20 protein-coding genes are annotated in these 21,907 nt (G+C 55.1%); 11 read left to right on the top strand and 9 right to left on the bottom strand.

Annotated features, from left to right (window positions below; genetic code table 11):
• Positions 1-14 precede the first annotated feature (14 nt).
• Positions 15-770 (bottom strand): molybdopterin-synthase adenylyltransferase MoeB, encoded by a 756-nt coding sequence (gene moeB / locus LH22_RS15440; protein ID WP_038647919.1) that lies wholly within the window; start codon positions 768-770, stop codon positions 15-17.
• On the bottom strand, positions 770-2,005 hold the full coding sequence (gene moeA / locus LH22_RS15435) for a molybdopterin molybdotransferase MoeA (RefSeq protein WP_038647917.1): 1,236 nt from the start codon (positions 2,003-2,005) through the stop codon (positions 770-772). The genes moeB and moeA overlap by 1 nt, the downstream gene beginning before the upstream one ends.
• A 228-nt stretch (positions 2,006-2,233) precedes the next feature.
• Between moeA and LH22_RS15430 the strand changes: the two genes are divergently transcribed.
• The 5 genes from LH22_RS15430 to gsiD all read left to right on the top strand — a co-directional run bounded on the left by LH22_RS15430 (position 2,234) and on the right by gsiD (position 8,551).
• Positions 2,234-3,199, top strand: coding sequence for an isoaspartyl peptidase/L-asparaginase family protein (locus LH22_RS15430; protein ID WP_038647915.1), 966 nt, complete (start codon positions 2,234-2,236; stop codon positions 3,197-3,199).
• A gap of 9 nt (positions 3,200-3,208) precedes the next feature.
• Positions 3,209-5,065, top strand: coding sequence for a glutathione ABC transporter ATP-binding protein GsiA (gene gsiA, locus LH22_RS15425; protein ID WP_038647913.1), 1,857 nt, complete (start codon positions 3,209-3,211; stop codon positions 5,063-5,065).
• 64 nt (positions 5,066-5,129) lie between these two features.
• Complete coding sequence (gene gsiB, locus LH22_RS15420; protein WP_038647912.1) at positions 5,130-6,665, top strand: glutathione ABC transporter substrate-binding protein GsiB; 1,536 nt, start codon at positions 5,130-5,132, stop codon at positions 6,663-6,665.
• Positions 6,666-6,714: 49 nt separating this feature from the next.
• Positions 6,715-7,635, top strand: a complete 921-nt coding sequence (gsiC, locus tag LH22_RS15415; RefSeq protein ID WP_034820789.1) for a glutathione ABC transporter permease GsiC — start codon at positions 6,715-6,717, stop codon at positions 7,633-7,635.
• A 10-nt stretch (positions 7,636-7,645) separates the two neighbouring features.
• Positions 7,646-8,551 (top strand): glutathione ABC transporter permease GsiD, encoded by a 906-nt coding sequence (gene gsiD, locus LH22_RS15410; protein WP_038647910.1) that lies wholly within the window; start codon positions 7,646-7,648, stop codon positions 8,549-8,551.
• A gap of 417 nt (positions 8,552-8,968) precedes the next feature.
• Here gsiD and LH22_RS15405 read toward each other — a convergent pair whose 3' ends face one another.
• Positions 8,969-10,636, bottom strand: coding sequence for a methyl-accepting chemotaxis protein (locus LH22_RS15405; protein WP_038647908.1), 1,668 nt, complete (start codon positions 10,634-10,636; stop codon positions 8,969-8,971).
• A 114-nt stretch (positions 10,637-10,750) separates the two neighbouring features.
• Here LH22_RS15405 and LH22_RS15400 point away from each other — a divergent pair, with 114 nt between their 5' ends.
• Complete coding sequence (locus LH22_RS15400; RefSeq protein WP_038647906.1) at positions 10,751-11,200, top strand: DUF4385 domain-containing protein; 450 nt, start codon at positions 10,751-10,753, stop codon at positions 11,198-11,200.
• Here the strand turns inward: LH22_RS15400 and rimO are convergent.
• Positions 11,197-12,522 (bottom strand): 30S ribosomal protein S12 methylthiotransferase RimO, encoded by a 1,326-nt coding sequence (gene rimO / locus LH22_RS15395; RefSeq protein ID WP_038647904.1) that lies wholly within the window; start codon positions 12,520-12,522, stop codon positions 11,197-11,199. The two genes, LH22_RS15400 and rimO, sit on opposite strands and share 4 nt — an antisense overlap.
• Before the next feature lie 330 nt (positions 12,523-12,852).
• On the opposite strand from rimO, the gene LH22_RS15390 reads away from it, so the two are divergent.
• The 3 genes from LH22_RS15390 to LH22_RS15380 all read left to right on the top strand — a co-directional run bounded on the left by LH22_RS15390 (position 12,853) and on the right by LH22_RS15380 (position 15,502).
• Positions 12,853-13,488 carry a carbonic anhydrase gene (locus LH22_RS15390; protein ID WP_034820773.1) on the top strand — a complete coding sequence of 212 codons (636 nt, stop codon included), beginning with the start codon at positions 12,853-12,855 and terminating at the stop codon, positions 13,486-13,488.
• Positions 13,489-13,606: 118 nt separating this feature from the next.
• Complete coding sequence (locus LH22_RS15385) at positions 13,607-14,263, top strand: DUF3313 domain-containing protein (protein ID WP_038647902.1); 657 nt, start codon at positions 13,607-13,609, stop codon at positions 14,261-14,263.
• Positions 14,264-14,368: 105 nt separating this feature from the next.
• Positions 14,369-15,502: a PQQ-dependent sugar dehydrogenase gene (locus LH22_RS15380; protein ID WP_038647900.1), complete on the top strand. Its 1,134-nt coding sequence runs from the start codon at positions 14,369-14,371 to the stop codon at positions 15,500-15,502.
• Between the two features lies 1 nt (position 15,503).
• Here LH22_RS15380 and LH22_RS15375 read toward each other — a convergent pair whose 3' ends face one another.
• Positions 15,504-16,160: an HAD family hydrolase gene (locus tag LH22_RS15375; protein WP_038647898.1), complete on the bottom strand. Its 657-nt coding sequence runs from the start codon at positions 16,158-16,160 to the stop codon at positions 15,504-15,506.
• Positions 16,161-16,436: 276 nt separating this feature from the next.
• On the opposite strand from LH22_RS15375, the gene LH22_RS15370 reads away from it, so the two are divergent.
• Positions 16,437-17,642 carry a serine hydrolase gene (locus LH22_RS15370; protein WP_081946740.1) on the top strand — a complete coding sequence of 402 codons (1,206 nt, stop codon included), beginning with the start codon at positions 16,437-16,439 and terminating at the stop codon, positions 17,640-17,642.
• 37 nt (positions 17,643-17,679) lie between these two features.
• On the opposite strand, the gene ybjG is transcribed toward LH22_RS15370, so the two are convergent.
• The 3 genes from ybjG to LH22_RS15355 all read right to left on the bottom strand — a co-directional run bounded on the left by ybjG (position 17,680) and on the right by LH22_RS15355 (position 20,918).
• Positions 17,680-18,285, bottom strand: a complete 606-nt coding sequence (gene ybjG / locus LH22_RS15365) for an undecaprenyl-diphosphate phosphatase (protein WP_038647896.1) — start codon at positions 18,283-18,285, stop codon at positions 17,680-17,682.
• Positions 18,266-19,027 (bottom strand): phosphatase PAP2 family protein, encoded by a 762-nt coding sequence (locus LH22_RS15360; RefSeq protein WP_038647894.1) that lies wholly within the window; start codon positions 19,025-19,027, stop codon positions 18,266-18,268. The genes ybjG and LH22_RS15360 overlap by 20 nt, the downstream gene beginning before the upstream one ends.
• 202 nt (positions 19,028-19,229) lie before the next feature.
• A complete protein-coding gene (locus tag LH22_RS15355) occupies positions 19,230-20,918 on the bottom strand; it encodes an aspartate:alanine antiporter (RefSeq protein WP_038647892.1) in 1,689 nt (562 codons plus the stop codon).
• A 249-nt stretch (positions 20,919-21,167) separates the two neighbouring features.
• On the opposite strand from LH22_RS15355, the gene ybjM reads away from it, so the two are divergent.
• On the top strand, positions 21,168-21,545 hold the full coding sequence (ybjM, locus tag LH22_RS15350) for an inner membrane protein YbjM (RefSeq protein ID WP_346420987.1): 378 nt from the start codon (positions 21,168-21,170) through the stop codon (positions 21,543-21,545).
• A 33-nt stretch (positions 21,546-21,578) separates the two neighbouring features.
• Here ybjM and LH22_RS15345 read toward each other — a convergent pair whose 3' ends face one another.
• Entirely contained in the window at positions 21,579-21,842 is a 264-nt protein-coding gene (locus LH22_RS15345) for a GrxA family glutaredoxin (protein WP_034820748.1), read from the bottom strand.
• Positions 21,843-21,907 lie beyond the last annotated feature (65 nt).

Raw genomic sequence — 21,907 nt, 5'->3', positions numbered from 1 at the left:
TTATTTTCGGGAAATCATGGTTTCCCGCACACCTCGCAATGCCTGTCCTGCATCACCTTCATGCTACGGAATTCTGCACTCATCGCGTCATAGATCAACAGGCGTGAACGGGCAGGTTGCCCTAGCGCCGTTAGCACTTTTATGGCCTCTAAAGCTTGCATCGCACCAATGACACCGACCAACGGCGCCAGCACGCCGGCTTCCACGCAGCTTAATGTCTGATCGCCAAACAAGCGGCTAATACAGCGATAACACGGCTCGTCCTGCTGCCAGGTAAACACGCTGAGTTGACCTTCCATACGAATGGCCGCACCGGAAATCAGCGGCACCTTGTGCTGGAAACACAGACGATTGATCTGTTCACGCGCACTGACGTTATCAGTACAGTCCAGTACCGCATCATGGCGCGCGATCAGGGCGCTGAGTTGGGCATCATCCAGCTGTGCATCAATCGCTTCAAGCTGGCAATAAGGATTCATCGCCGACAGTTGCTGACGCGCAGACTCCACCTTGGGCTGACCGAGGGTGGCATCACTGTGCAGAATCTGGCGCTGCAGGTTACTGAGGCTAACGGTGTCGAAATCCAGCAAGGTAAGATGGCCCACGCCAGCCGAAGCAAGATAGGGTGCAGCAGCACAGCCGAGTCCGCCGAGTCCGACGAGCAAAACGCGCGAGGCTTTAAGCTTCTCCTGACCGTCAAAATCAAAATCCCGCAGTATGATCTGACGGTTGTAACGCAGCATCTCCTCATGGCTCAGTTCGACGCTCATTAGCCCTCCAGCAGGCTATTGAAAACTTCAACCTCAACCCATTCGCCGGGCTCCACATCCGCACGATCGCGGTCTAGCACAATAAAACAGTCGGCCAGGGCGAAAGAGCTAAACACGTGTGAACCCTGGGCGCCGGTGCTGCGGACTTCCAGTACGCCGTCTTCACCACGACTGAGAATGCCGCGCTGAAAATCGAGGCGGCCAGGCGATTTTTTCAAACGCTGGATAGCGCGAGCGCGTTGGCGCAGCGGCATAATGCGCGTGGTCTGGCCGGTGAGGGTCGCCAGAAGCGGTTGCACCAGCTGATAGAAGGTCACGGTAGCTGATACGGGATTGCCAGGCAGGCCGCAGAACCAACTGTTCGCTAAACGGCCAAAAGCGAACGGTTTGCCCGGCTTCATCGCCAGTTTCCAGAAGGTAATCACGCCTAACTCTTCCAGCATCGCTTTGGTGAAATCCGCCTCGCCGACGGACACACCGCCGGTACTGATCACCACATCTGCCTGACGATCGGCCTCGCTGAACGCCTGGCGCAGCGCCTCGGGATCGTCCGCAATCACGCCCAAATCGATCACTTCGCAGCCCAGTTTGTTGAGCATCAACGATACGGTAAAGCGGTTGGTGTCGTAGATTTGCCCGTCAGCCAAAGGCTGGCCCACCGCCTGCAATTCATCGCCGGTGGAGAAAATCGCCACGCGCAGTTTGCGCAGCACGCTCACTTCGGCAATCCCCAGTGAAGCCAGCAGCGGCAACTCGGCGGCACCGAGGCGAACCCCCGCCTCCAGCACCTGTTTGCCAGCCTGAATGTCTTCACCAATACGGCGGATATTTTGCCCGGGTGTCACGGCGGCGGTGAGGGCGATGCCACCCGCACGCTGTTCGGTTTGCTCCTGCATCACCACCGCATCGCAGCCTGCCGGAATCGGCGCACCGGTCATAATACGAATCACGCTGCCAGCGGGCCATTCGCCGTTGAACGGTGCACCGGCAAAGGCTTTGCCCGCAACGGGAAACACATGTTCTGGCGAGATATCGCTGAGACGTAGGGCATAACCGTCCATTGCGGAATTATCGAACGGTGGCACATCCAGCGGAGAAGTGACCGGTTTTGCCGTGATGCGTCCTGCTGCTTCAAACAGCGAGACGCTGAGGCTATCGCTGATGGGGGTAAGCTGTTGCAGCATTTTTTGCTGCGCGTCTTCGAGGGAGATTAATCCTGCGGTGAAAGGTTCCATGTCTGTCTCTGCGTGATGAATTTCAGATGCTGCCTATTATGGTGGCATTTGCCTGCCGAGTCACATGCGACTAAAAAAGCATAATCCACATTAAAAGGTTATGACCGGAGATACACTTTCTGCTTTACAAGCCGGGAGTGCCTTTCTATAGTCGAAAATTGCCAAAAAAAGATGAAAACCATTCTAAATCAGTGTTTTTGGCTCTGATTTCCTGACAGGGTACCGGTTATGGCTAAAGCAGTTATCGCAATTCACGGCGGTGCGGGCGCAATCACGCGTGCCGCCATGAGCGCCGAAAAAGAGCAGCACTATCGTCAGCAACTGAACGCAATCGTTACCGCAGGCCAGCAGATTTTGGCTGCAGGCGGCAGTGCGCTGGATGCGGTGACCGAGGCGGTGCGGTTGCTGGAGGAGTGCCCACTGTTCAACGCAGGCAAAGGCGCGGTGTTTACCCATCAGGGCACCCACGAACTCGATGCCAGCATTATGGATGGTCGTACCCTCGATGTCGGTGCGGTGGCGGGCGTGAATCACATTCGTAACCCGATTCTGGCGGCGCGTAAAGTAATGGAAAACAGCCCTCACGTGCTGTTTATCGGTGCGGGGGCAGAAGCCTTTGCCGCTGAACAGGGGCTGGAACAGGTTGCACCGGATTTCTTCTCCACGCCTGAACGCTGGGAGCAATTACAGCGTGCGCTCAGCAGCCAGCAGATGGTGCTCGACCATGATGGCGCCGCGCAAAGTCACAGCGACGATCCGCTCGACCCCGATCGCAAATTCGGCACCGTGGGTGCCGTGGCGCTCGATCTTCAGGGTAATCTGGCCGCTGCGACCTCAACCGGCGGCATGACCAACAAGCAGGTCGGGCGCGTGGGTGATTCCCCACTCGTCGGAGCGGGCTGCTACGCTAATAATGAAACCGTGGCGGTCTCTTGTACCGGCACCGGTGAAGTGTTTATTCGTACTCTGGCAGCGTATGACGTTTCTGCACAGATGGAGTACGGTGGCCGTAGCCTGCAGCAAGCCACCGCCAACGTGATTCATGACAAAGTGCAGGAGCTGGAAGGCAGCGGCGGGCTGATTGCCGTCGACAGCCACGGCAATGTGGCGCTGCCCTTCAACAGCGAAGGGATGTATCGGGGATTCGCCTATGTCGGTGGCGAAGTCGAGGTAGCGATTTACCGCGATAGCTAAGGAGCAGGCATGACGCAGCAGCATCAGCAGTTTGCACCCGAGCAGGTTTTGGCGGTGCGTGACCTCAACGTACGGTTTGAGCATGAAGGGCGAATCACCGAAGCGGTTCGTCACCTGTCGCTGGATTTGCATCGTGGGGAAACGCTGGCACTGGTTGGCGAATCCGGTTCGGGCAAATCGGTCACGTCGCTGGCGCTGATGCGCTTGATTCAGCAGACGGGCTGCGATGTCAGTGGCGATATCCGCCTGCGTCGACGTAACGGCGAGGTGCTGGATGTGATGCGCGCCACCGCCAGCCAGATGCGCAAAGTGCGCGGTGCCGATATGGCGATGATTTTCCAGGAGCCGATGACCTCACTCAACCCGGTTTTCACCGTGGGTGAGCAGATCGCCGAATCCATCCGTTTACATCAGGGCAAAAGCCACCAGCAAGCGCAGGCCGAAGCGCGGCGTATGCTGGATCTGGTGCGCATACCTGAAGCCCATAATGTGTTATCGCGTTTTCCGCATCAACTCTCTGGCGGCATGCGTCAACGCGTGATGATTGCCATGGCGCTGTCGTGCAAACCGGCGCTGCTGATTGCCGATGAACCCACCACCGCGCTGGACGTGACCATCCAGGCGCAAATTCTGCAGCTGATTCGCGTGCTGCAAAAAGAGATGCAGATGGGGGTGATTTTTATCACTCACGACATGGGCGTGGTGGCGGAGATGGCCGACCGCGTGCAGGTGATGTATCGCGGCGATGTGGTTGAGCGTGCGCCGGTGCAGCAGCTGTTTGATGCGCCGCAACAGCCTTACACCCGCGCCTTGCTGGCGGCAGTACCGAAGTTGGGGGCGATGAGCGGCCAGCCGCTGCCGGCCAAATTCCCGTTGCTGCACACCAATGGTCGTGAAGAAGTGGCGACACCACAGGATACGGTGCGCAGCGATGAACCGCCGATTTTGCAGGTGCGCAACCTGGTGACGCGCTTTGATGTTCGTGGTGGTTTACTGAATCGCGTTAAGCGCCGTGTGCATGCGGTGGAGAAGGTCAGCTTTGATCTGCACGCCGGCGAGACGCTGGCGCTGGTCGGTGAGTCCGGCTGCGGAAAATCCACTACCGGTCGATCGCTGCTGCGCTTAGTCGCCAGCCAGGGCGGCACGATTACTTTCAATGGTCAGCGCATTGATGCACTGCAGGGCAACGCGCTGGCTTCGCTGCGGCGCGATATTCAGTTCATTTTTCAGGATCCTTACGCCTCGCTCGATCCGCGCCTGACGGTGGGTTTCTCGATTATGGAACCGCTGCTGGTGCATAAAACCATGGATCGGCAACAGGCGGAGAAGCGCGTAGCCTGGCTGCTGGAGCGCGTTGGCTTGCTGCCGGAGCATGCGCAGCGCTATCCACACGAGTTTTCAGGCGGTCAGCGTCAGCGTATCTGCATCGCCCGTGCGCTGGCGCTGAATCCTAAAGTGGTGATTGCCGATGAGTCAGTCTCGGCGCTGGACGTCTCAATTCAGGCGCAAATCATTAACCTGATGCTCGACTTGCAGCGCGAGTTTGGTATCGCCTTCTTATTTATTTCTCACGATATGGCGGTGGTAGAACGCATCAGCCATCGCGTGGCCGTCATGTATCTCGGACAGATTGTGGAAATGGGGCCGCGCCAGGCGGTGTTTGAGCAGCCGCGCCATCCCTATACCAAAAAACTGATGGCCGCGGTGCCGGTCGCCGATCCGGCGCACCGTCATCGTGAGCGGGCATTAATGGTGGATGAGATCCCCAGCCCGATTCGCCCCTTGGGTGATGAGCCAGAAGTGGCACCGTTACTGGAAGTGGCACCGGGGCATTTTGTTGCCCGCCACGCCATTAGCGGCGCCTGAGCAGCAAGCAACCGCGTCATCCACGGATGCCGCGCATGACAGGGATTACAGGAGAACGATAACAATGCACCACATTATGCGAAAAGGGGTTATCACTGCCGGGTTGTTGAGTTCAGCGTTGGCAATGCCAGCGTGGGCAGCGAAGGACGCGGTAATTGCTGTGGCGTCAACCTTTACCACTATGGATCCGTACGACGCCAATGACACATTGTCGCAGTCGGTGGCCAAGGCGTTCTATCAGGGACTGTTCGGCTTTGATAAGGACATGAAGCTGCAAAACGTGCTGGCGGAAAGCTATCAGGCGAGCAGTGATGGCTTAACTTACACCATCAAACTGCGCTCGGGCGTGAAGTTTCAGGACGGCACCGATTTCAATGCTGAAGCGGTGAAGGCCAACATCGACCGTGCCAGCAATCCGGATAATCATCTCAAGCGTTATAACCTGTTTAAGTATGTCGCCAGCACCGAGGCGGTGGATCCGACCACGGTGAAGATTACGCTGAAGCAGCCGTTCTCGGCCTTCATCAACAATCTGGCACACCCGGCGGCAGTGATGATTTCACCCACCGCCCTGAAGAAATACGGTAAGGACATTGGCTTCCATCCGGTGGGGACCGGTCCGTATGAGTTTGTCACCTGGAATCAGACCGACTTCGTCAAAGTGAAGAAGTGGGATGGCTACTGGAAGAAAGGCTATCCGAAGCTGGACAGCATCACTTTCCGCCCGGTAGTAGACAACAATACCCGTGCGGCGATGTTGCAGACCGGCGAAGCGACCTTTGCATTCCCGGTACCGTTTGAGCAGGCGAAATTGCTGCAGGGCAACAGCAAACTCGACGTCGTCACCACGCCATCGATTATGCAGCGTTACATCAGCCTCAACGTGACGCAGAAGCCGTTTGATAACCCGAAAGTGCGTGAAGCGCTGGAGTACGCCATTAACCGTGAGGCGCTGGTCAAAGTGGCGTTTGCGGGTTATGCCACACCGGCTACCGGCATCGTGCCGCCGGCGATTGATTTTGCGCAGACCTATCCGGCAATCAAATATGATCCGGCCAAAGCGCGTGAACTGTTGAAGGAAGCCGGTTTCCCGAACGGTTTCGAGACCACACTGTGGTCCTCTCACAACCACAGCACGGCGCAGAAAGTGTTGCAGTTCACTCAGCAGCAGCTGGCGCAGGTCGGCGTGAAGGTTAAAGTCACCGCGATGGATGCTGGCCAACGTGCCGCAGAAGTCGAGAGTAAAGGGCAGAAAGAGAGCGGTGTCCGCATGTTCTACACGGGCTGGTCGGCTTCGACCGGTGAAGCAGATTGGGCACTGATGCCGCTGTTTGCCACCACCTCCTGGCCGCCAGCTATCTTTAACACGGCGTTCTACAGCAATCCGCAGGTGGATAAAGATCTGAGTGATGCATTGAAAACCACCGATCGTGAGCAGAAAGCCAAACTGTACAAAGACGCTCAGGATCGTATCTGGAACGATCATCCGTGGATTCCGCTGGTGGTTGAGCAGTTGCTCTCCGCGAACAATAAAAACCTCACCGGTTTTTATGTCATGCCCGATACCTCATTCAATTTTGATGAGGCGGATCTGAAGTAACTGGCAAGGCCAGCCTTGCGAGGCTGGCCGTTGCTGCGCAGGATTTTGCATGCTCAACTATTTTCTCAAACGACTACTGGGGTTAATCCCCACGCTGCTGATTGTTGCGGTGCTGGTGTTCTTATTTGTCCACCTGCTGCCGGGCGATCCGGCGCGCCTGATCGCGGGTCCGGAAGCGGATGCCTCAGTGGTGGCACTGGTGCGCCAGGAGCTGGGCCTCGACCAACCGCTGATCCAGCAGTTCTGGCACTTTATTCTCAATGCCTTGCAGGGGGATTTCGGCCAGTCGATGGTATCGAAACGTCCGGTCTCGGAAGAGATTGCTGCACGCTTCTTCCCAACGCTATGGCTGACGCTGACCAGCATGGTATGGGCGGTGATTTTCGGTATGACCATCGGCATTACATCGGCCGTCTGGCGCAACCGCTGGCCCGATCGCATCGGTATGACGCTGGCTGTGTCTGGTATCTCTTTTCCCGCTTTCGCCTTAGGCATGCTGCTGATGCAGGTGTTCTCTGTTGAGCTGGGTTGGCTGCCAACCGTCGGTGCCGACAGCTGGAAACACTACATTCTGCCTTCGATAACCCTGGGTGCAGCCGTGGCGGCGGTGATGGCACGCTTTACCCGCGCCTCGTTTGTCGAGGTGATGCAGGAAGATTACATGCGTACCGCGCGCGCCAAAGGGGTACGTGAGTCGCTGGTGGTGGTCAAACACGGTCTGCGCAATGCGATGATCCCGGTGGTGACCATGATGGGCCTGCAGTTTGGTTTCCTGCTGGGTGGCTCGATTGTGGTGGAGGTGGTGTTTAACTGGCCAGGTTTAGGCCGCCTGTTGGTGGATTCTGTTGAGATGCGCGATTACCCGGTCATTCAAGCCGAGGTGCTGCTGTTCTCGCTGGAGTTCATTTTGATCAATTTGATTGTCGATATGCTGTATGCGGCGATCAACCCGGCCATCCGTTACAGGTAAGGAGTCGCACTTGAAAAACTGGCGACGCGCAGCGGCATTGAAAACCATGCCGATGATGACGGAAACCCGGGTACGTACGCCGTGGCGTGAATTCTGGCGCCGCTTTCGTCATCAACATGTGGCGATGGTGGCGGGCTTATTTGTGCTGCTGTTGATTGTGGTGGCGTTTATCGCCCCGTTTATTGCCCCGTTTGATGCAGAAAACTATTTTGACTACGACCGGCTGAATGATGGGCCATCGATGATGCACTGGTTTGGTGTGGATTCGCTGGGGCGTGACATATTTAGCCGCGTACTGGTCGGTACGCGTATTTCACTGATTGCCGGTTTTTTCTCGGTGGCGATCGGTGCGCTGATAGGTACGTTACTGGGCTTGCTGGCCGGTTATTACGAGGGCTGGTGGGATCGCATTACCATGCGTATCTGTGACGTGCTGTTTGCTTTCCCTGGCATTCTGCTGGCGATTGCGGTGGTGGCGATCATGGGCAGCGGCATGAGCAATGTGATTGTGGCGGTGGCGATTTTCAGTATTCCAGCCTTTGCTCGTCTGGTGCGTGGCAATACGTTGGTGCTGAAACACCAAACTTTTATTGAATCAGCCCGCAGCATCGGCGCATCAGACTGGACGATTATTATGCGTCACATTCTGCCCGGTACCGTGTCGTCAATTGTGGTCTATTTCACCATGCGTATCGGCACGTCGATCATCACGGCGGCGAGTTTGTCGTTCCTCGGACTGGGCGCACAGCCGCCCACGCCGGAGTGGGGCGCGATGCTGAATGAAGCGCGGGCCGATATGGTGATTGCGCCGCATGTGGCGATCTTCCCCAGTCTGGCGATTTTCCTGACGGTGTTGGCGTTTAATCTGTTGGGGGATGGACTGCGAGATGCGTTGGATCCGAAGTTAAAGACCTGATCCCGTTTGCACGCCTTAGGGGGCCGAGTTCGTCAGCTGAGGTCATTTTCGCAAAGGCTGCCACGGTTAAAAGTGGCAGCTTTTTTTCGTTTGGGTGAGCATGCCGGAGTGCGGGCCAGCGCACCTCTGCTGGTGCCAGGCGGTCCTCGCGCCGCTGACGCGGTGCCTTCGGCTTCCACATTGTGCCGACGGATCGTTCGGGTAAGGCCGTCCTGGCCAACCCGAACTGCCAGTCGCATCCCTGCGACTGGCTCCTGGCCCAACGTAAAAGCCTCAGCGCTGCGGATAGCCCTTGCAGCAGCAGAGGCGCTCTCGCCTCCACTATCGTGCCCTTTTTAATAATGAGCACTGCGTAATCATCCATTGCTAAACAGACGAGCAGGTCGCCACTTTTGGCGCCCCTCGTTTTCAGTTACCTCAGAAGGTTTCCCAGTTGTCGTTGCTGTGCGCAGCGGCAGCGGGCAAAGCGCGTGGTGTGGCTGCGACAGGGGCTTTCACGGTTTTTGCTATCGGTGCAATCACAGCCCGTGTCCCGGTTTTAAAGCGCGCCACCGCCGAGGACAAGCTGCTGGCTTGCTGCTCCAGCGAAGCCGAGGCGTTAGCCGATTCCTGCACCAGCGTGGCATTCTGTTGCGTCACGCGATCCATCTCGTTCACTGCCACACCAATCTGGTCGATACCGCGACTCTGCTCGTCTGAAGCTGATGCAATTTCGCCCATGATGTCAGTCACGCGCGTGACCGCACTGACGATCTCCTGCATTGTATCGCCGGCGCTGCTTACCTGCTGTGAGCCTAAATTGACGCGCTGCACGGAGCCCTCAATCAGCAGCTTAATCTCTTTCGCTGCCTGCGCACTGCGCTGTGCCAGATTACGTACTTCACCCGCGACCACCGCAAAGCCACGTCCCTGTTCACCTGCGCGCGCTGCCTCAACGGCAGCATTCAGCGCCAGAATATTGGTCTGGAAAGCAATGCCGTCGATCACGCTGGTAATGTCGGCGATTTTTTTCGAGCTGTCGGCGATGTCGCGCATGGTTTTTACGACGCCATCGACCACGTTGCCGCCTCGGTCAGCCGTTTCCGACGCGGTTTTCGCTAGCTGCGTCGCCTGACGTGCGTTATCGGCATTCTGTTTAACGGTGGCGGTCAGCTCTTCCATGCTGGCGGCGGTCTCTTCCAGCGAGGCGGCCTGTTGCTCAGTGCGGGAGGAGAGATCGTTGTTCCCATTAGCGATCGCGCTGGCACTGCCAAAAATGGCATCGGCACTGTCGCGAACATTGTTGATAGTGCCTAGCAGTGCTTGCTGCATATGGTTGAGGCTCGCGGCAATGGCGGCCATTTCACTGTGTCCTTCAATCGTCAAACTGGCAGAAAGATCGCCCTCGGCGAAGCGCTCCATCTGCTGCTGCACTTGCTTCATCGGCGCTAACAGGATGCGGCGAACCAGCAGCCAAACCACCAGCAACAACAGCACCACAATCACTGCCATCACGGCGAACATCACCAGCATATGCTGATAAGTGCTATCGTTATCCGCAGTGCGCGCATTGATCAACTGCACGTTGTCGCCACGCCATTGTTTGTAGGCCGCTTCCAAATCATCCTGCGCCTGCTGTGCATCCAACTCACCATAGGCGGCGTAGTTGTTGGCTTTTAGGAATGCGGCGGATTGGTTTAAAAGCTGATAATAAGCCGTGAACTTGCTCTCAATGAGCTGGGCGGACTCTGCACTTTGCCCCGCAATCCGTGGGACACTTTTGTAGCGGTCAAAGTGCTGCTTAGCTTCATCAAGCGATGCGCCCGCGGAAACCAGCAGCTTGCCAATGGCAGCGCGCGAAGCATCATCAGTCTGATTTTTCAGGATGCGAATCGCGACGCGGTTGATAATGACGCGCGTTTTCACCAGCGTTTGCCAACTGTCGGAGAACTCACGCTGTTGATGCGATAGTTGGTTACTGGCAGTGAAGTTATGCTGGCCAGCGATCAGGGAAGATAAAAACAGCGAGCCGGAGATGGCCTGCATAGCGGTGAATACCAACAGCATCAATATGATGGCAGTCACAATTTTCATTTTCGTCAACATGATTTTCTCAGAGCAAAGTAGGCTAGTAGTGAAGTTATCGGTGTAAAAGCGCATTGCTTAAGTGCCGAAGAAAAATAATTGCAGTATGTGATAATGTCGTGCAGGAGAAATGCAGTGAAACCCTTTGATTACGAACAAGACTTCAAGAATATCGATTTCCGACAGCGGCCAGACCTTTATCAGGTTGGGCGCGGTGAGCAGGGGGTGTTAATGGTGGAGCCTTACAAGAGCGAAATTCTGCCGTTCTGGCGCTTCCGTACCGTGGAACTGGCTCAGGAATCTTCCGTTCAGATTATGCAATTGTTTGAGAAGTATCGTGCACAGGACGACTTTGTCGGCATGGATATGGCGCGAAAATTTATTCAGATGGGCTATACCCGCGCGCGTCGCTACAGTAATCACAAAGGCGGACGCAAATATGATGCGGATGGCAATGAGTTGCCGCGTACTACAGAAAAAGAAAAGGCCGCAGCAGCGGCCATCTTCAAATCATGCTGGGATCGGCTGAGAGCGGACACCGATTATCTGGCGCGCAAACGTGCGCACCAGCAGAAGCACGGTTAAACGCGCGTACCCCATAAATCGTACTCATCGGCGTGTTCAACTTTGACACGCACCACATCACCGACTTTCACCTGACGATCGCCATTCAGATACACTGCACCGTCGATCTCAGGTGCATCGGCCATGCTGCGACCCACCGCGCCTTCTTCATCCACTTCATCGATGATCACCAACACTTCACGGCCGATTTTCTCCTGCAAACGTTCGCTGGAGATTTTCTGCTGCAGTTGCATGAAGCGATCGAAACGTTCCTGCTTCACGTCGTCTGGCACCTGATCGGGTAGCTGGTTGGCCGTCGCGCCTTCAACCGGGCTGTACTGGAAGCAGCCAACGCGATCCAGACGCGCTTCTTTCAGGAAGTCGAGCAGCATCTGGAAATCTTCTTCGGTTTCGCCGGGGAAGCCGACGATAAAGGTCGAACGCAGCGTCAGTTCCGGGCAAATTTCGCGCCAGCGTTTGATGCGCTCCAGCGTGCGTTCAACCGCGCCTGGACGCTTCATCAACTTCAGGATGCGTGGGCTGGCGTGCTGCAGCGGAATATCAAGGTACGGAAGAATTTTCCCTTCGGCCATTAACGGAATCACGTCATCCACATGCGGGTAAGGGTAGACATAGTGAAGACGCACCCACACGCCGAGTTTCGCCAGTTGTTCGCACAAGCTGACCATGCTGGTTTTCACCGGGGATCCGTTCCAGAAACCGGTGCGGTGTTTCACATCCACGCCGTAAGCCGAGGTATCCTGTGAGATCACCAGCAGCTCTTTGACGCCGGCTTCCACCAGACGCTTGGCTTCGTCGAGCACCGAACCAATCGGGCGGCTGTCGAGATCGCCACGCATAGAAGGAATGATGCAGAAAGTGCAACGGTGGTTACAGCCTTCGGAAATTTTCAGGTAAGCGTAGTGGCGCGGCGTCAGCTTCACGCCTTGCTCTGGCACTAAGCTCAGGAACGGGTTGTGTTCCGGCTTTGGCACGTAAGTGTGAACGTGCGACAGCACTTGCTCGTAGCTGTGCGGGCCGGTGATTTCCAGTACCTTAGGATGCACTTCGCGGATCTGATCCACTTTGGCACCCAGGCAACCGGTGACGATCACTTTGCCATTCTCGTTCAGCGCTTCACCGATGGCTTCCAGTGATTCCTGTACGGCGCTATCAATAAATCCACAGGTGTTAACGATGACGATCTCCGCATCATCGTAGCGTGGCACCACATCGTAGCCTTCAGTACGCAGTTCCGTCAGGATGCGTTCTGAGTCGACGAGGTTTTTTGGGCAGCCGAGTGAGACGAAGCCTACGCGCGGCGGATTTTTGACATGGCTCATAAGGATAATAATTCATCATAATTAGTGTGGATAGGCGGGGGATTGTACAGAGGTTGCGAGGGAAAATGTATAGGTGATGTAAGAATCTCCTTAACAGCGTAATGGGCGTTTCCCGCTATGCTTAATGGAGCCGTTATCCGTTCAAATCATCGCCGATAAGTCTGGTGGCTGCGAACCGTTAACGGTGATCCGAGTTGTGTAAACCCGCCTGTTTTGCTTAAATGTTCGGTTGGTGATTGTAAGTTATTCACCGCACTGAAGAATTTGAACGCGTGCTGACGGTGCCGATCGTATCGCCAGCGCAGATGCGGATAAAGTGAGAGCAGACAAATGCAAGAGATCGTTAAAGGTTTTCTGAATTTCCAACAGAATGTGTTCCCTGAAAGGAAGGATCTTTTCAAAAGTCTGGCGTCAAACCAGAATCCCAAAGCCCTGTTTATCTCCTGCTCAGACAGCCGTCTGGTGCCTGAATTAGTCACCCAATCCGAGCCAGGCCAGCTGTTCGTGATCCGTAACGCCGGTAATATTGTGCCGCCGTTTGGTCCCGAACCGGGTGGTGTGTCCGCCACGATTGAGTACGCGGTAGTTGCGCTGGGCGTGACTGAAATCATTATTTGCGGTCACTCCAACTGTGGCGCCATGAACGCCATCGCATCCAATGCGGATTTGGAAAGCATGCCCGCAGTTGATCACTGGTTGCACTACGCCAATGCAGCGAAAGCTGTGGTGGAAGAGCGTAACTATGAAGCGGTGGAAACCCGTCTCAATGAAATGGTCAAAGAGAACGTGATTGCTCAGCTGAACAATATCAAAACACACCCTTCGGTAGCGGTGGCGCTGCGTAAAGGCAAAGTGCGTCTGCATGGGTGGGTTTATGATATTGAGAGCGGCGGCATTATTGCCCTGACCAAAGGCGGCGAAAGTTTCATTTCGTTGTCTGAGAATCCAGAAACCTGCTTCGAGTAATTCCTCTAACCACCTGCAATGCAGGTGGTTTCTTCTCTCAATCTGTGAAAATTTCCCGCTAAAGCGCAGCGTGCGCTCTACACTTGAGAAGCGATATACCTCTTATAAGGGCCTTCTCATGCGATTTCGTCTTTATATTCCTGCTTTGACACTGGCATTTCTGGCCGTAGGTTGTACCTCTCATTTTGCGGATAAACAGCAGTTTTCCGGCTTTCTCGGCGATTACAGCCAGTTAAAATCTGAACAGTCACCGAGCGGTAAACCGACATTGCGCTGGATCTCGCCGGATTATCACAGCGCGGATTACACCAACGTGGTGTTCGAACCCGTGGTTTACTATCCCGCCGCGCGACCGACTGAACGCATCAGCCAGCAAACATTGGATGAAATCCGTCAGTACACCGATAGCCAGTTAAAACGCGCGGTCGCAGAACGTAAACCGGTGGTGGGCAAGCCTGGTGCACATACGCTTAGGGTGAAAAGCGCCATCACCGCCGTAACGGCAGAAAACGAAGGAGTGCAGTTCTACGAAGTGGTGCCGATTGCGGCAGTTGTAGCAAGCACCATGGCGGCCACCGGCCATCGTACTCAGAACAGTGCGCTGTTCCTCGAAGTGGAAGCGGTCGATGCGCAGACCGGCAAGCCAATGATCAAAGTCGTGCGCAAAGCCTTTGGTAAATCCCTGCCGAACAACAGTACGCCAATTACGCTCAACGATCTTCGTCCGGGCATCGACGAAATGATTCGTGATGTTGTGGCCTTCTCCGCGCCTTAATCCCGTCGCCCGGCGCTATGTCGGGCTTAATGTTTTGTAAATCCTGCACATCCTTTCTTACTGGCTGACTACCCTTAACGGCAGACCGTGATAAAGGAGAATCCCATGCGTTTACTGCCTGTCGCGCTGCTGCTTGGCGCTTTAAGCTATGCTCATTCGACCCTGGCTGCCGATGTCCAGGTTCAGGTGTTGCAGGACAAACTCGACCATCCTTGGTCGGTGGCTTTCCTGCCCGACAATCAAACGCTGCTGATCACCGAACGCGCCGGGCATCTGCGCAGTTGGCAGCCGGGAAAAGGATTGTCGCAGCCCATCAGCGGTGTGCCAAACGTGTGGGCAAACCGCCAGGGCGGCCTGCTGGATGTGGTTTTGGCACCTGACTTTGCCCAGAGCCGCCGCGTGTGGCTCAGTTACACCACGGCTGATGCGCAGGGGCGAGCGGGCGGTGTCGTCGGCTATGGTCATCTCAGTGACGATAATCGTCAGTTGAGTGACTTTAAGGTGGTGCTGGAACAGACACCGAAACTCTCCAGCGGCGCGAATATAGGAACCCGGCTGGCGTTTGATGCGCAGGGCTTTCTCTTTATCGCGTTTGGCGACAACTTTTCCAGCCTGAGCGCGCAACAGCTCGACAAGCTTTCAGGAAAAATCGTGCGCCTGACGCAGAACGGTGATGTCCCCGCGGATAATCCCTTTGTGCAACGTAAAGACGCGCGTGCAGAAATCTGGTCCTACGGCATGCGTAATCCGCAGGGATTAGCTTTCAATCCGTGGACGCAGCAAATGTGGGAAAGTGAACACGGCCCACGCGGCGGCGATGAAGTGAATATCCCGCAGAAAGGCAAAAATTACGGCTGGCCATTGGCCACCTACGGTATTGATTATAGCGGGCAGAAAGTACCGGAAGCGCAGGGCACGCATGTCGCGGGAACAGAACAACCGCAGTTCTGGTGGAAAGTATCACCGGCCATCAGCGGGATGGCGTTTTACAACAGCGCACGTTTCCCGCAGTGGAAAAATTCGCTGTTCATCGGCGCACTGAAGGAAAAAAGTCTGATTCGCCTGCGGGTGAACGGTGAGAAAGTGGTGGAAGAGCAGCGATTGCTGGGGGATCGCGGCGAACGTATTCGCGATGTGCGCCAGGGACCGGATGGTTATCTCTATGTGCTCACCGATGAAGCCAACGGCAAGCTGCTAAAAGTCGGGCTGGCGGAACCCGCCAGCGCCGCGCGCGGATAACTTAACGCACCCAGTTACAGACTTCCCAACCGCGCTGCTGTGCTTGCTCCAGCAGCAGCGCATTAGGGTTGACCACCCAGGCGTGATCGGCGTGATTGAGCAGGGGTAAATCGTTCATGGAGTCGCTGTAAGCCCAGGTTTTTTCAAAGCGCTGATCCTGCTGCAAAGCCTTCCAGTCACTCAGACGGGTCACTTTCCCTTCACGATAGGTGGCGGTGCCGTAAATCTGGCCGCTGTAGCGCTCGTCCACCACTTCCACGCCAATCGCCAGCGCACCGTGCACGCCCAGACGTTGTGCAATCGGTACCGCCAGATGATCGCCACTGGCGGTGATGATCATCACGGTATCGCCGCGCTGCTGATGCCAGTTAATGCGTTCCCGCGCAGCGGGGAACACGCGTGGCAGGATATCGCGATGGATGAAACGCCGCACCCAACCCTCAACCGTCAGGGTCGCCATACCGGCGAGCGGGGAAAGCGTCGTGTTCATATACTCTTCAATTGACAGGGTGCCGGCATGGTATTTCTCCATCAAGGCTTGTTCCTGAGAGATGAGTGCTTCGGGGGCAAATCCCTGTGAGACCAGCCAGCGCAGCCACAGGCTGGTACTGTCTTCACAAATCAGGGTTTCGTCCAGATCGAAAACGGCTAAGTCCATCGTGGTTCTCCTCGGGCTGATTGGCATCAGGTTAGCGGAATTTTGTGACTGGCTTAACCGTTCTGCGAAAAATCGGAATTTCTCTCACTTTTTCCACTACGGCCGAACCGTAAAAGTGGCAGCGCAGCAGGGTTGATGCCAGGGTTACTCTAATAAACTCTATAAAACTTTACGGTTGGACGGTTTTGTTCGCAGGTGGTAAGCGTGTAGCTTTTATTAAGACATGTCTTACCTGCTAGAAAACCATGATTTAACAAGGACAATCTGGTCACGCTCATGAGAAAAAACTCCGTCATTTCTGCTTTGCGGCCGCTGGCTGCCACTTCATTATTAGTGCTTTTCCTTCCCGTCACCACTCAGGCTGAACAGGCGCCTGCAGCCCCTCAAATTGAGGCTAAAGCCTGGATTCTGATGGACTACAACAGCGGCAAGGTACTGGCTGAGTCCAATGCCGACCAGCGGTTAGATCCCGCCAGCCTGACCAAAATGATGACCAGCTATGTGGTCGGCCAGGCGCTGAAAGCCGGTAAGATCCATAACGATGACCTGGTGACTATCGGTCAGGATGCATGGGCAACCGGCAATCCAAAACTGCGCGGCTCCTCGCTAATGTTCCTCAAACCCGGTGACCGCATTCCGGTTTCTGAGCTCAATAAAGGCGTGGTGATTCAGTCAGGCAATGATGCCTGTATCGCGCTGGCAGATTATGTCGCCGGTAGCCAGGACTCGTTTATCGGCCTGATGAACAACTACGTTAAAGCGTTTGGACTACAAAATACCCACTTTATGACGGTGCACGGGCTGGATGCCGATGGGCAATACAGCACCGCGCGCGATATGGCGATCATCGGGCAGCGTCTGATTAGCGATGTGCCAGAAGAGTACGCGTTAAACAGCGAGAAAGAGTTCACTTTTAATCACATCAAGCAGATGAACCGTAACCGCCTGTTGTGGAGCAGTAACCTGAAAGTGGATGGGATTAAAACCGGACATACCTCGGGCGCGGGGAATAACCTGGTCGCGTCTGCGGTCGACGGGGATATGCGTTTAATTTCGGTGGTGCTGGGTACCCAAAGTGATGCGATTCGCTTCCGTGAAAGTGAGAAGTTGCTCACCTGGGGTTTCCGTTTCTACGAAACCGTGACGCCGATAAAAAGCGACAAGCCTTTTGCCCAGCAGCGTGTGTGGTTTGGTGAACAGAGCCAGGTCAATCTCGGCGTGGCGAAAGATGCGGCGATCACCGTCCCGAAAGGTCAAATGAAAAACCTTAAGGCGAGTTTCACTTTGAATTCACCGCAGCTGGAGGCGCCGCTGGAGAAGAACCAGGTGGTGGGGACCATTGATTTCCAACTGGATGGCAAAACCGTGGATCAGCGCCCGCTGGTGGTGATGGAAGCGGTGCCGGAGGGCGGGTTTATGGGTCGTATCTGGGATTTCATCATGATGAAATTTAACGGCTTGTTTGGGAAGTGGTTTAGCTAGTCCCCTATCGGGCGGCCCGAGTGAGCCGCCCTTTACCTTATCCGCGTACCCACCCTTTTTTGATCGGCATAGCGAACAGAGCGCGATACAGCTGGTGGGTGAATGTCAGCATGCGTTCGCCGTACAACTGCCACGCCATATGCGAGGCCAGACACGCCAGTAAGCCCACCAAAAATCCGCCCAGCATATCCATAGGCCAATGTACGCCAAGATAAACGCGTGACCAGGCAATCGCACTGCCCACGGCCAGCAGAATGACGCCAGACCACAGGCGATGCCAGAAGATGAACGCCAGTGCAAAAGTGAAGATGGTGGTGCCATGATCGCTGGGGTAAGAGTCATCGGCGGCGTGAGCGAGGAATTGGTGCCCTAAGCCAATGGCAAATGGACGCGGATGCGGCAACAGTTGGCCCACGCACCATGAAATGCTCAATGCATAAATCAGCGCCATACCGGTTTTCAGTACCAGCGCGCGTTGAGATTGCACTTGATCGCGCGGCCCCCAAAACCATAAGGCCACAATCAGCAGCGGGACAATGGCAATCACATCTTTGGCGATAAAGGTCGCCAGGTTAATCAACCATGGCGGTGAATCCGTCGTGGCGTTGATCCATAGAAACAGGCTATGGTTGAGCGCTTCCATCACGTTTGCTTTTCCTCATCTTGTCTACCCAAAAAGAAACACCAGCAAAAATCAGCACCTGGCTCAGCCACACCCACCATCCCGACCACAGATTGTGAGAGAAGAAGTGGGCACCGCGCATCACCTGTCCGTATCCCATCAGTAAGCCCACGGTGATACCAAACAGCAGCGCCAGCACGGCGCGGCGCGGACGCTCTGGCCACCACAGGAAGAACAGCGCCATCAGAGCAAAGCCGCTGGAAGCGTGACCGCCTGGGAAGCATTGCCCGGGACCGCTGTTGGCCGGAGTAGGGTCCAGCAGCACAAAACTGGCCGCTTTACCGCCAAACATCGCCAAATCCCATGGACAGGAGTGCGCGCTGTGCGCCTTCAGGATGCCCACCACTAGCGGCCCCATGCCAAACAGCAGGGCCACCAGCACGCGGCGACCATCACGCTTCTGCACACCTCGTAACAACATCAATACCGCACCGGCGATGATCACATCCTTGAACAAGCGATGATTGATCAGGTCCAGCCAGCGGTTGTGTTGCCACGGAAACGTCTGCGTCTGTGGGTCAAACCACAGCTGGCTGATGGCGATATCCAGGCTTTCGTGGCGCGACCACCACATAAACACCAGTGCCGAAATTGCCAGTAAAATAAAGTTGATAGCGTAAAAGCGACCAGACAAACAATAAATAGTCGGGCTCTTAATCTTATCGTGGGTTGTTGGAGTGTTTAACTTTGATGAAAGTTGCATGAATATTTTAAAATAGCGAAACCAGAGTGGCAGGGTCGCAATTTACGCTTAGGAGAACCTTAAGCGGCAGGAATTGCAGGCATAAAAAAACCCGCAAGTCAGTGACCGGCGGGCTCCACAATTTGGGGATTTCAAAGAAAAGCAGTGGCACTTATTCAGACTGCGGCCCAAATAGAAAGTTCTGAACGCGGTAAAAATATTTTTAAAAAGGCAAAAGCGGCCAAATTATCACAATAAGCGTGCCGGCCAGCGTCAGCAAAACGTTAGCAATCGCATAAGTTCCTGCATAGCCCAGTGCCGGAATGCTACTGCGCGCGGTATCGCTGATGATCTCCATCGCCGGGGCGCAGGTGCGCGCGCCCATGATGGCGCCAAACAGCAGCGCGCGGTTCATGCGTAACACGTAGGCACCAAACAGATAGCAAATCACCACTGGGATCAAACTCACCAGCAGGCCGCTGAGCAACATCAAAGCGCCTGCGCTGCCCAGACCATGTTGCAGGCCGCTACCGGCGCTCAAACCGACACCTGCCATAAACACCATCAAACCGAACTCCTTTACCATGGTCAGCGCACCCTGCGGAATGTAGCCGAAGGTCGGATGGTTCGCGCGCAGGAAACCGAGCATGATACCCGCGAACAGCAAACCGGCGGCGTTGCCGATGCCGAAGCTAAAGTTGCTGAACTGGAAGGTGATCATGCCGATCATCAACCCAATGATAAAGAAGGCGCAGAAGGCCAGCAGATCGGTCATTTGACTGTGAATGGCAATAAAGCCGATGCGATCCGCCAGGCTTTTCACTCGGCGCGCTTCACCGCTGACCTGCAACACATCGCCCTTGTTGAGCATGATGCTGTCATCAATTGGCATCTCAATCTGGCTGCGAATCACCCGATTGAGGAAGCATCCATGATCGGTGAGTTTCAGATGACTCAACCGTTTGTTCACCGCATTGTGGTTTTTCACCACAATCTCTTCGGTGACGATACGCATGTCGAGTAAATCGCGGTCGAACACCTCTTTGCCGTTACGGAAGCTGGCATCAAGGCGTGCGTGTGCATCGGGGTAGCCCACCAGCGAAATTTCATCACCGAGTTGCAGCATCGCATCCCCATCCGGGCTGGCGAGAATACCGTTACGGCGCAGACGTTCAATGTAGCAGCCGGTCTGACGATGAATACCTAACTCGCGCAGGTTTTTGCCGCCGCTCCATTCCACCAGTTCCGGGCCAACGCGATAGGCGCGGATGACCGGTAAGAACACTTTACGCTGGCTGTCGGCATCCAGTCCGCGCTCTCGCGCAATCTGCTGCGCGCAGGTCGGTAAGTCCTGATGTTGCAGACGGGGCAGATAGCGTGCACCAAAGATCAGGCTGACCAGACCGATTAAATAGGTGAGGGCGTAACCGAGGCTGAGGTTATCCTGCATCATGTTGAGCTGATGGCTGTCACTGATGCTTTGCCGCAGTGTGTCACCCGCGCCCACCAGCACCGGCGTGGAAGTCATGGAACCGGCCAGCATGCCCGCCGTCAGGCCGATATCCCAGCCGAACACTTTACCCAGCCCAAGCGCAATGAGCAGCGCACTGACCACCATCACAATGGCGAGGAAGAAGTAATTTTTACCGTCGCGGAAAAAGATCGAAAAAAAGTTAGGTCCGGCTTCAACACCGACACAAAAAATAAACAACATAAAGCCGAGGCTGAGTGCGTCGGTATTTATCGCAAAGTGCTGCTGGCCTAAAATCAATGAAACAACGAGGACACCAATGGAATTTCCTAGCTGTACCGAGCCCAGGCGTAATTTACCTAAGCACAGCCCCAGGGCTAAGACGACAAATAATAACAGAACGTCATTTCCGCTTAACAATTCTGCGACGTTAATGTTCACGGTTTAACTTCTTCTTTACCTGTAACAAGTTGATGAGAAGGCCTTTTTTCGCTATCTTGTGGCAGCCGTTAGCGTCCTTGCCGCCAGCAAGGTGCAGACCATTATTTAAAACGGCGTCATTCTAATCATAAATAACTTCCTCAGCTATCAGCAGTTTTTAATCCTTCTGCCAGCGGCTGTTTCTTTTTATTTCCACTTGTGCGCATCAGGGCAGTAAACGTTTCAATATTGTTAACAACAAAGTTGAGGATGGTTATGTTGCAGCGCAATAATCGCTGGCCAGCATCAGTTCTGGGTATGATGCTTTATACGCTGGTGTTTATTTTTGCACACCATTTTTGGGCCCTTGCCGCGGAACAAACTATGCGCGGACAGCCTGAATTATTGCTGTTTTTATTGCCGGGCATGTTAATGGCGGTGTTGCAGCCAGATAGCCCCCTGGTCAGTACACTGTGGGTCGCCGTGGTGGGCACGCTATTGGGTATGGCCTGGATGTGGCTCACCGTCACGCAGATGCACAGTTGGCTGATGATTGTTGTATGGAGTTTAAGTGCGCTGTTTTGGGCTGGATGCGGGGCGTTACTGATCCGCCTGATGCGAATTATGCTGGCGATGCGTGCCGAATAGCACAATCAAAAACGGGCCCGCAGGCCCGCTTGATTAGGCTTCAACACCCAGATTTTCTTTGGTCCAGGCCGCAAATTCGGTGTAACCACCGATGTGCTGGTCATCAAGGAAAATCTGCGGCACGGTGGTCACCGGTTTGCCGGCACGTGCTTCCAGGTCGGCCTTGGTGATGCCGGTCGCCTGAATATCGACGTACTGATAGTTGAAATCATCGCGCTCGCTGGTCAGCTTGGTGGCTAACTCTTTCGCACGTACGCAGTATGGGCAGCTTGAACGGCCAAAAATCACTGCAATCATTGCTTCTCTCCTTCCGCTGCTGTTTTGTGACCAGTTTCACATTACAGCGTGAATAATGGCTAACA

Source organism: Pantoea rwandensis (assembly GCF_000759475.1).
Classification (GTDB): Bacteria; Pseudomonadota; Gammaproteobacteria; order Enterobacterales; family Enterobacteriaceae; genus Pantoea; species Pantoea rwandensis_B.
This window is presented reverse-complemented; position numbering and strand designations above follow the sequence as displayed.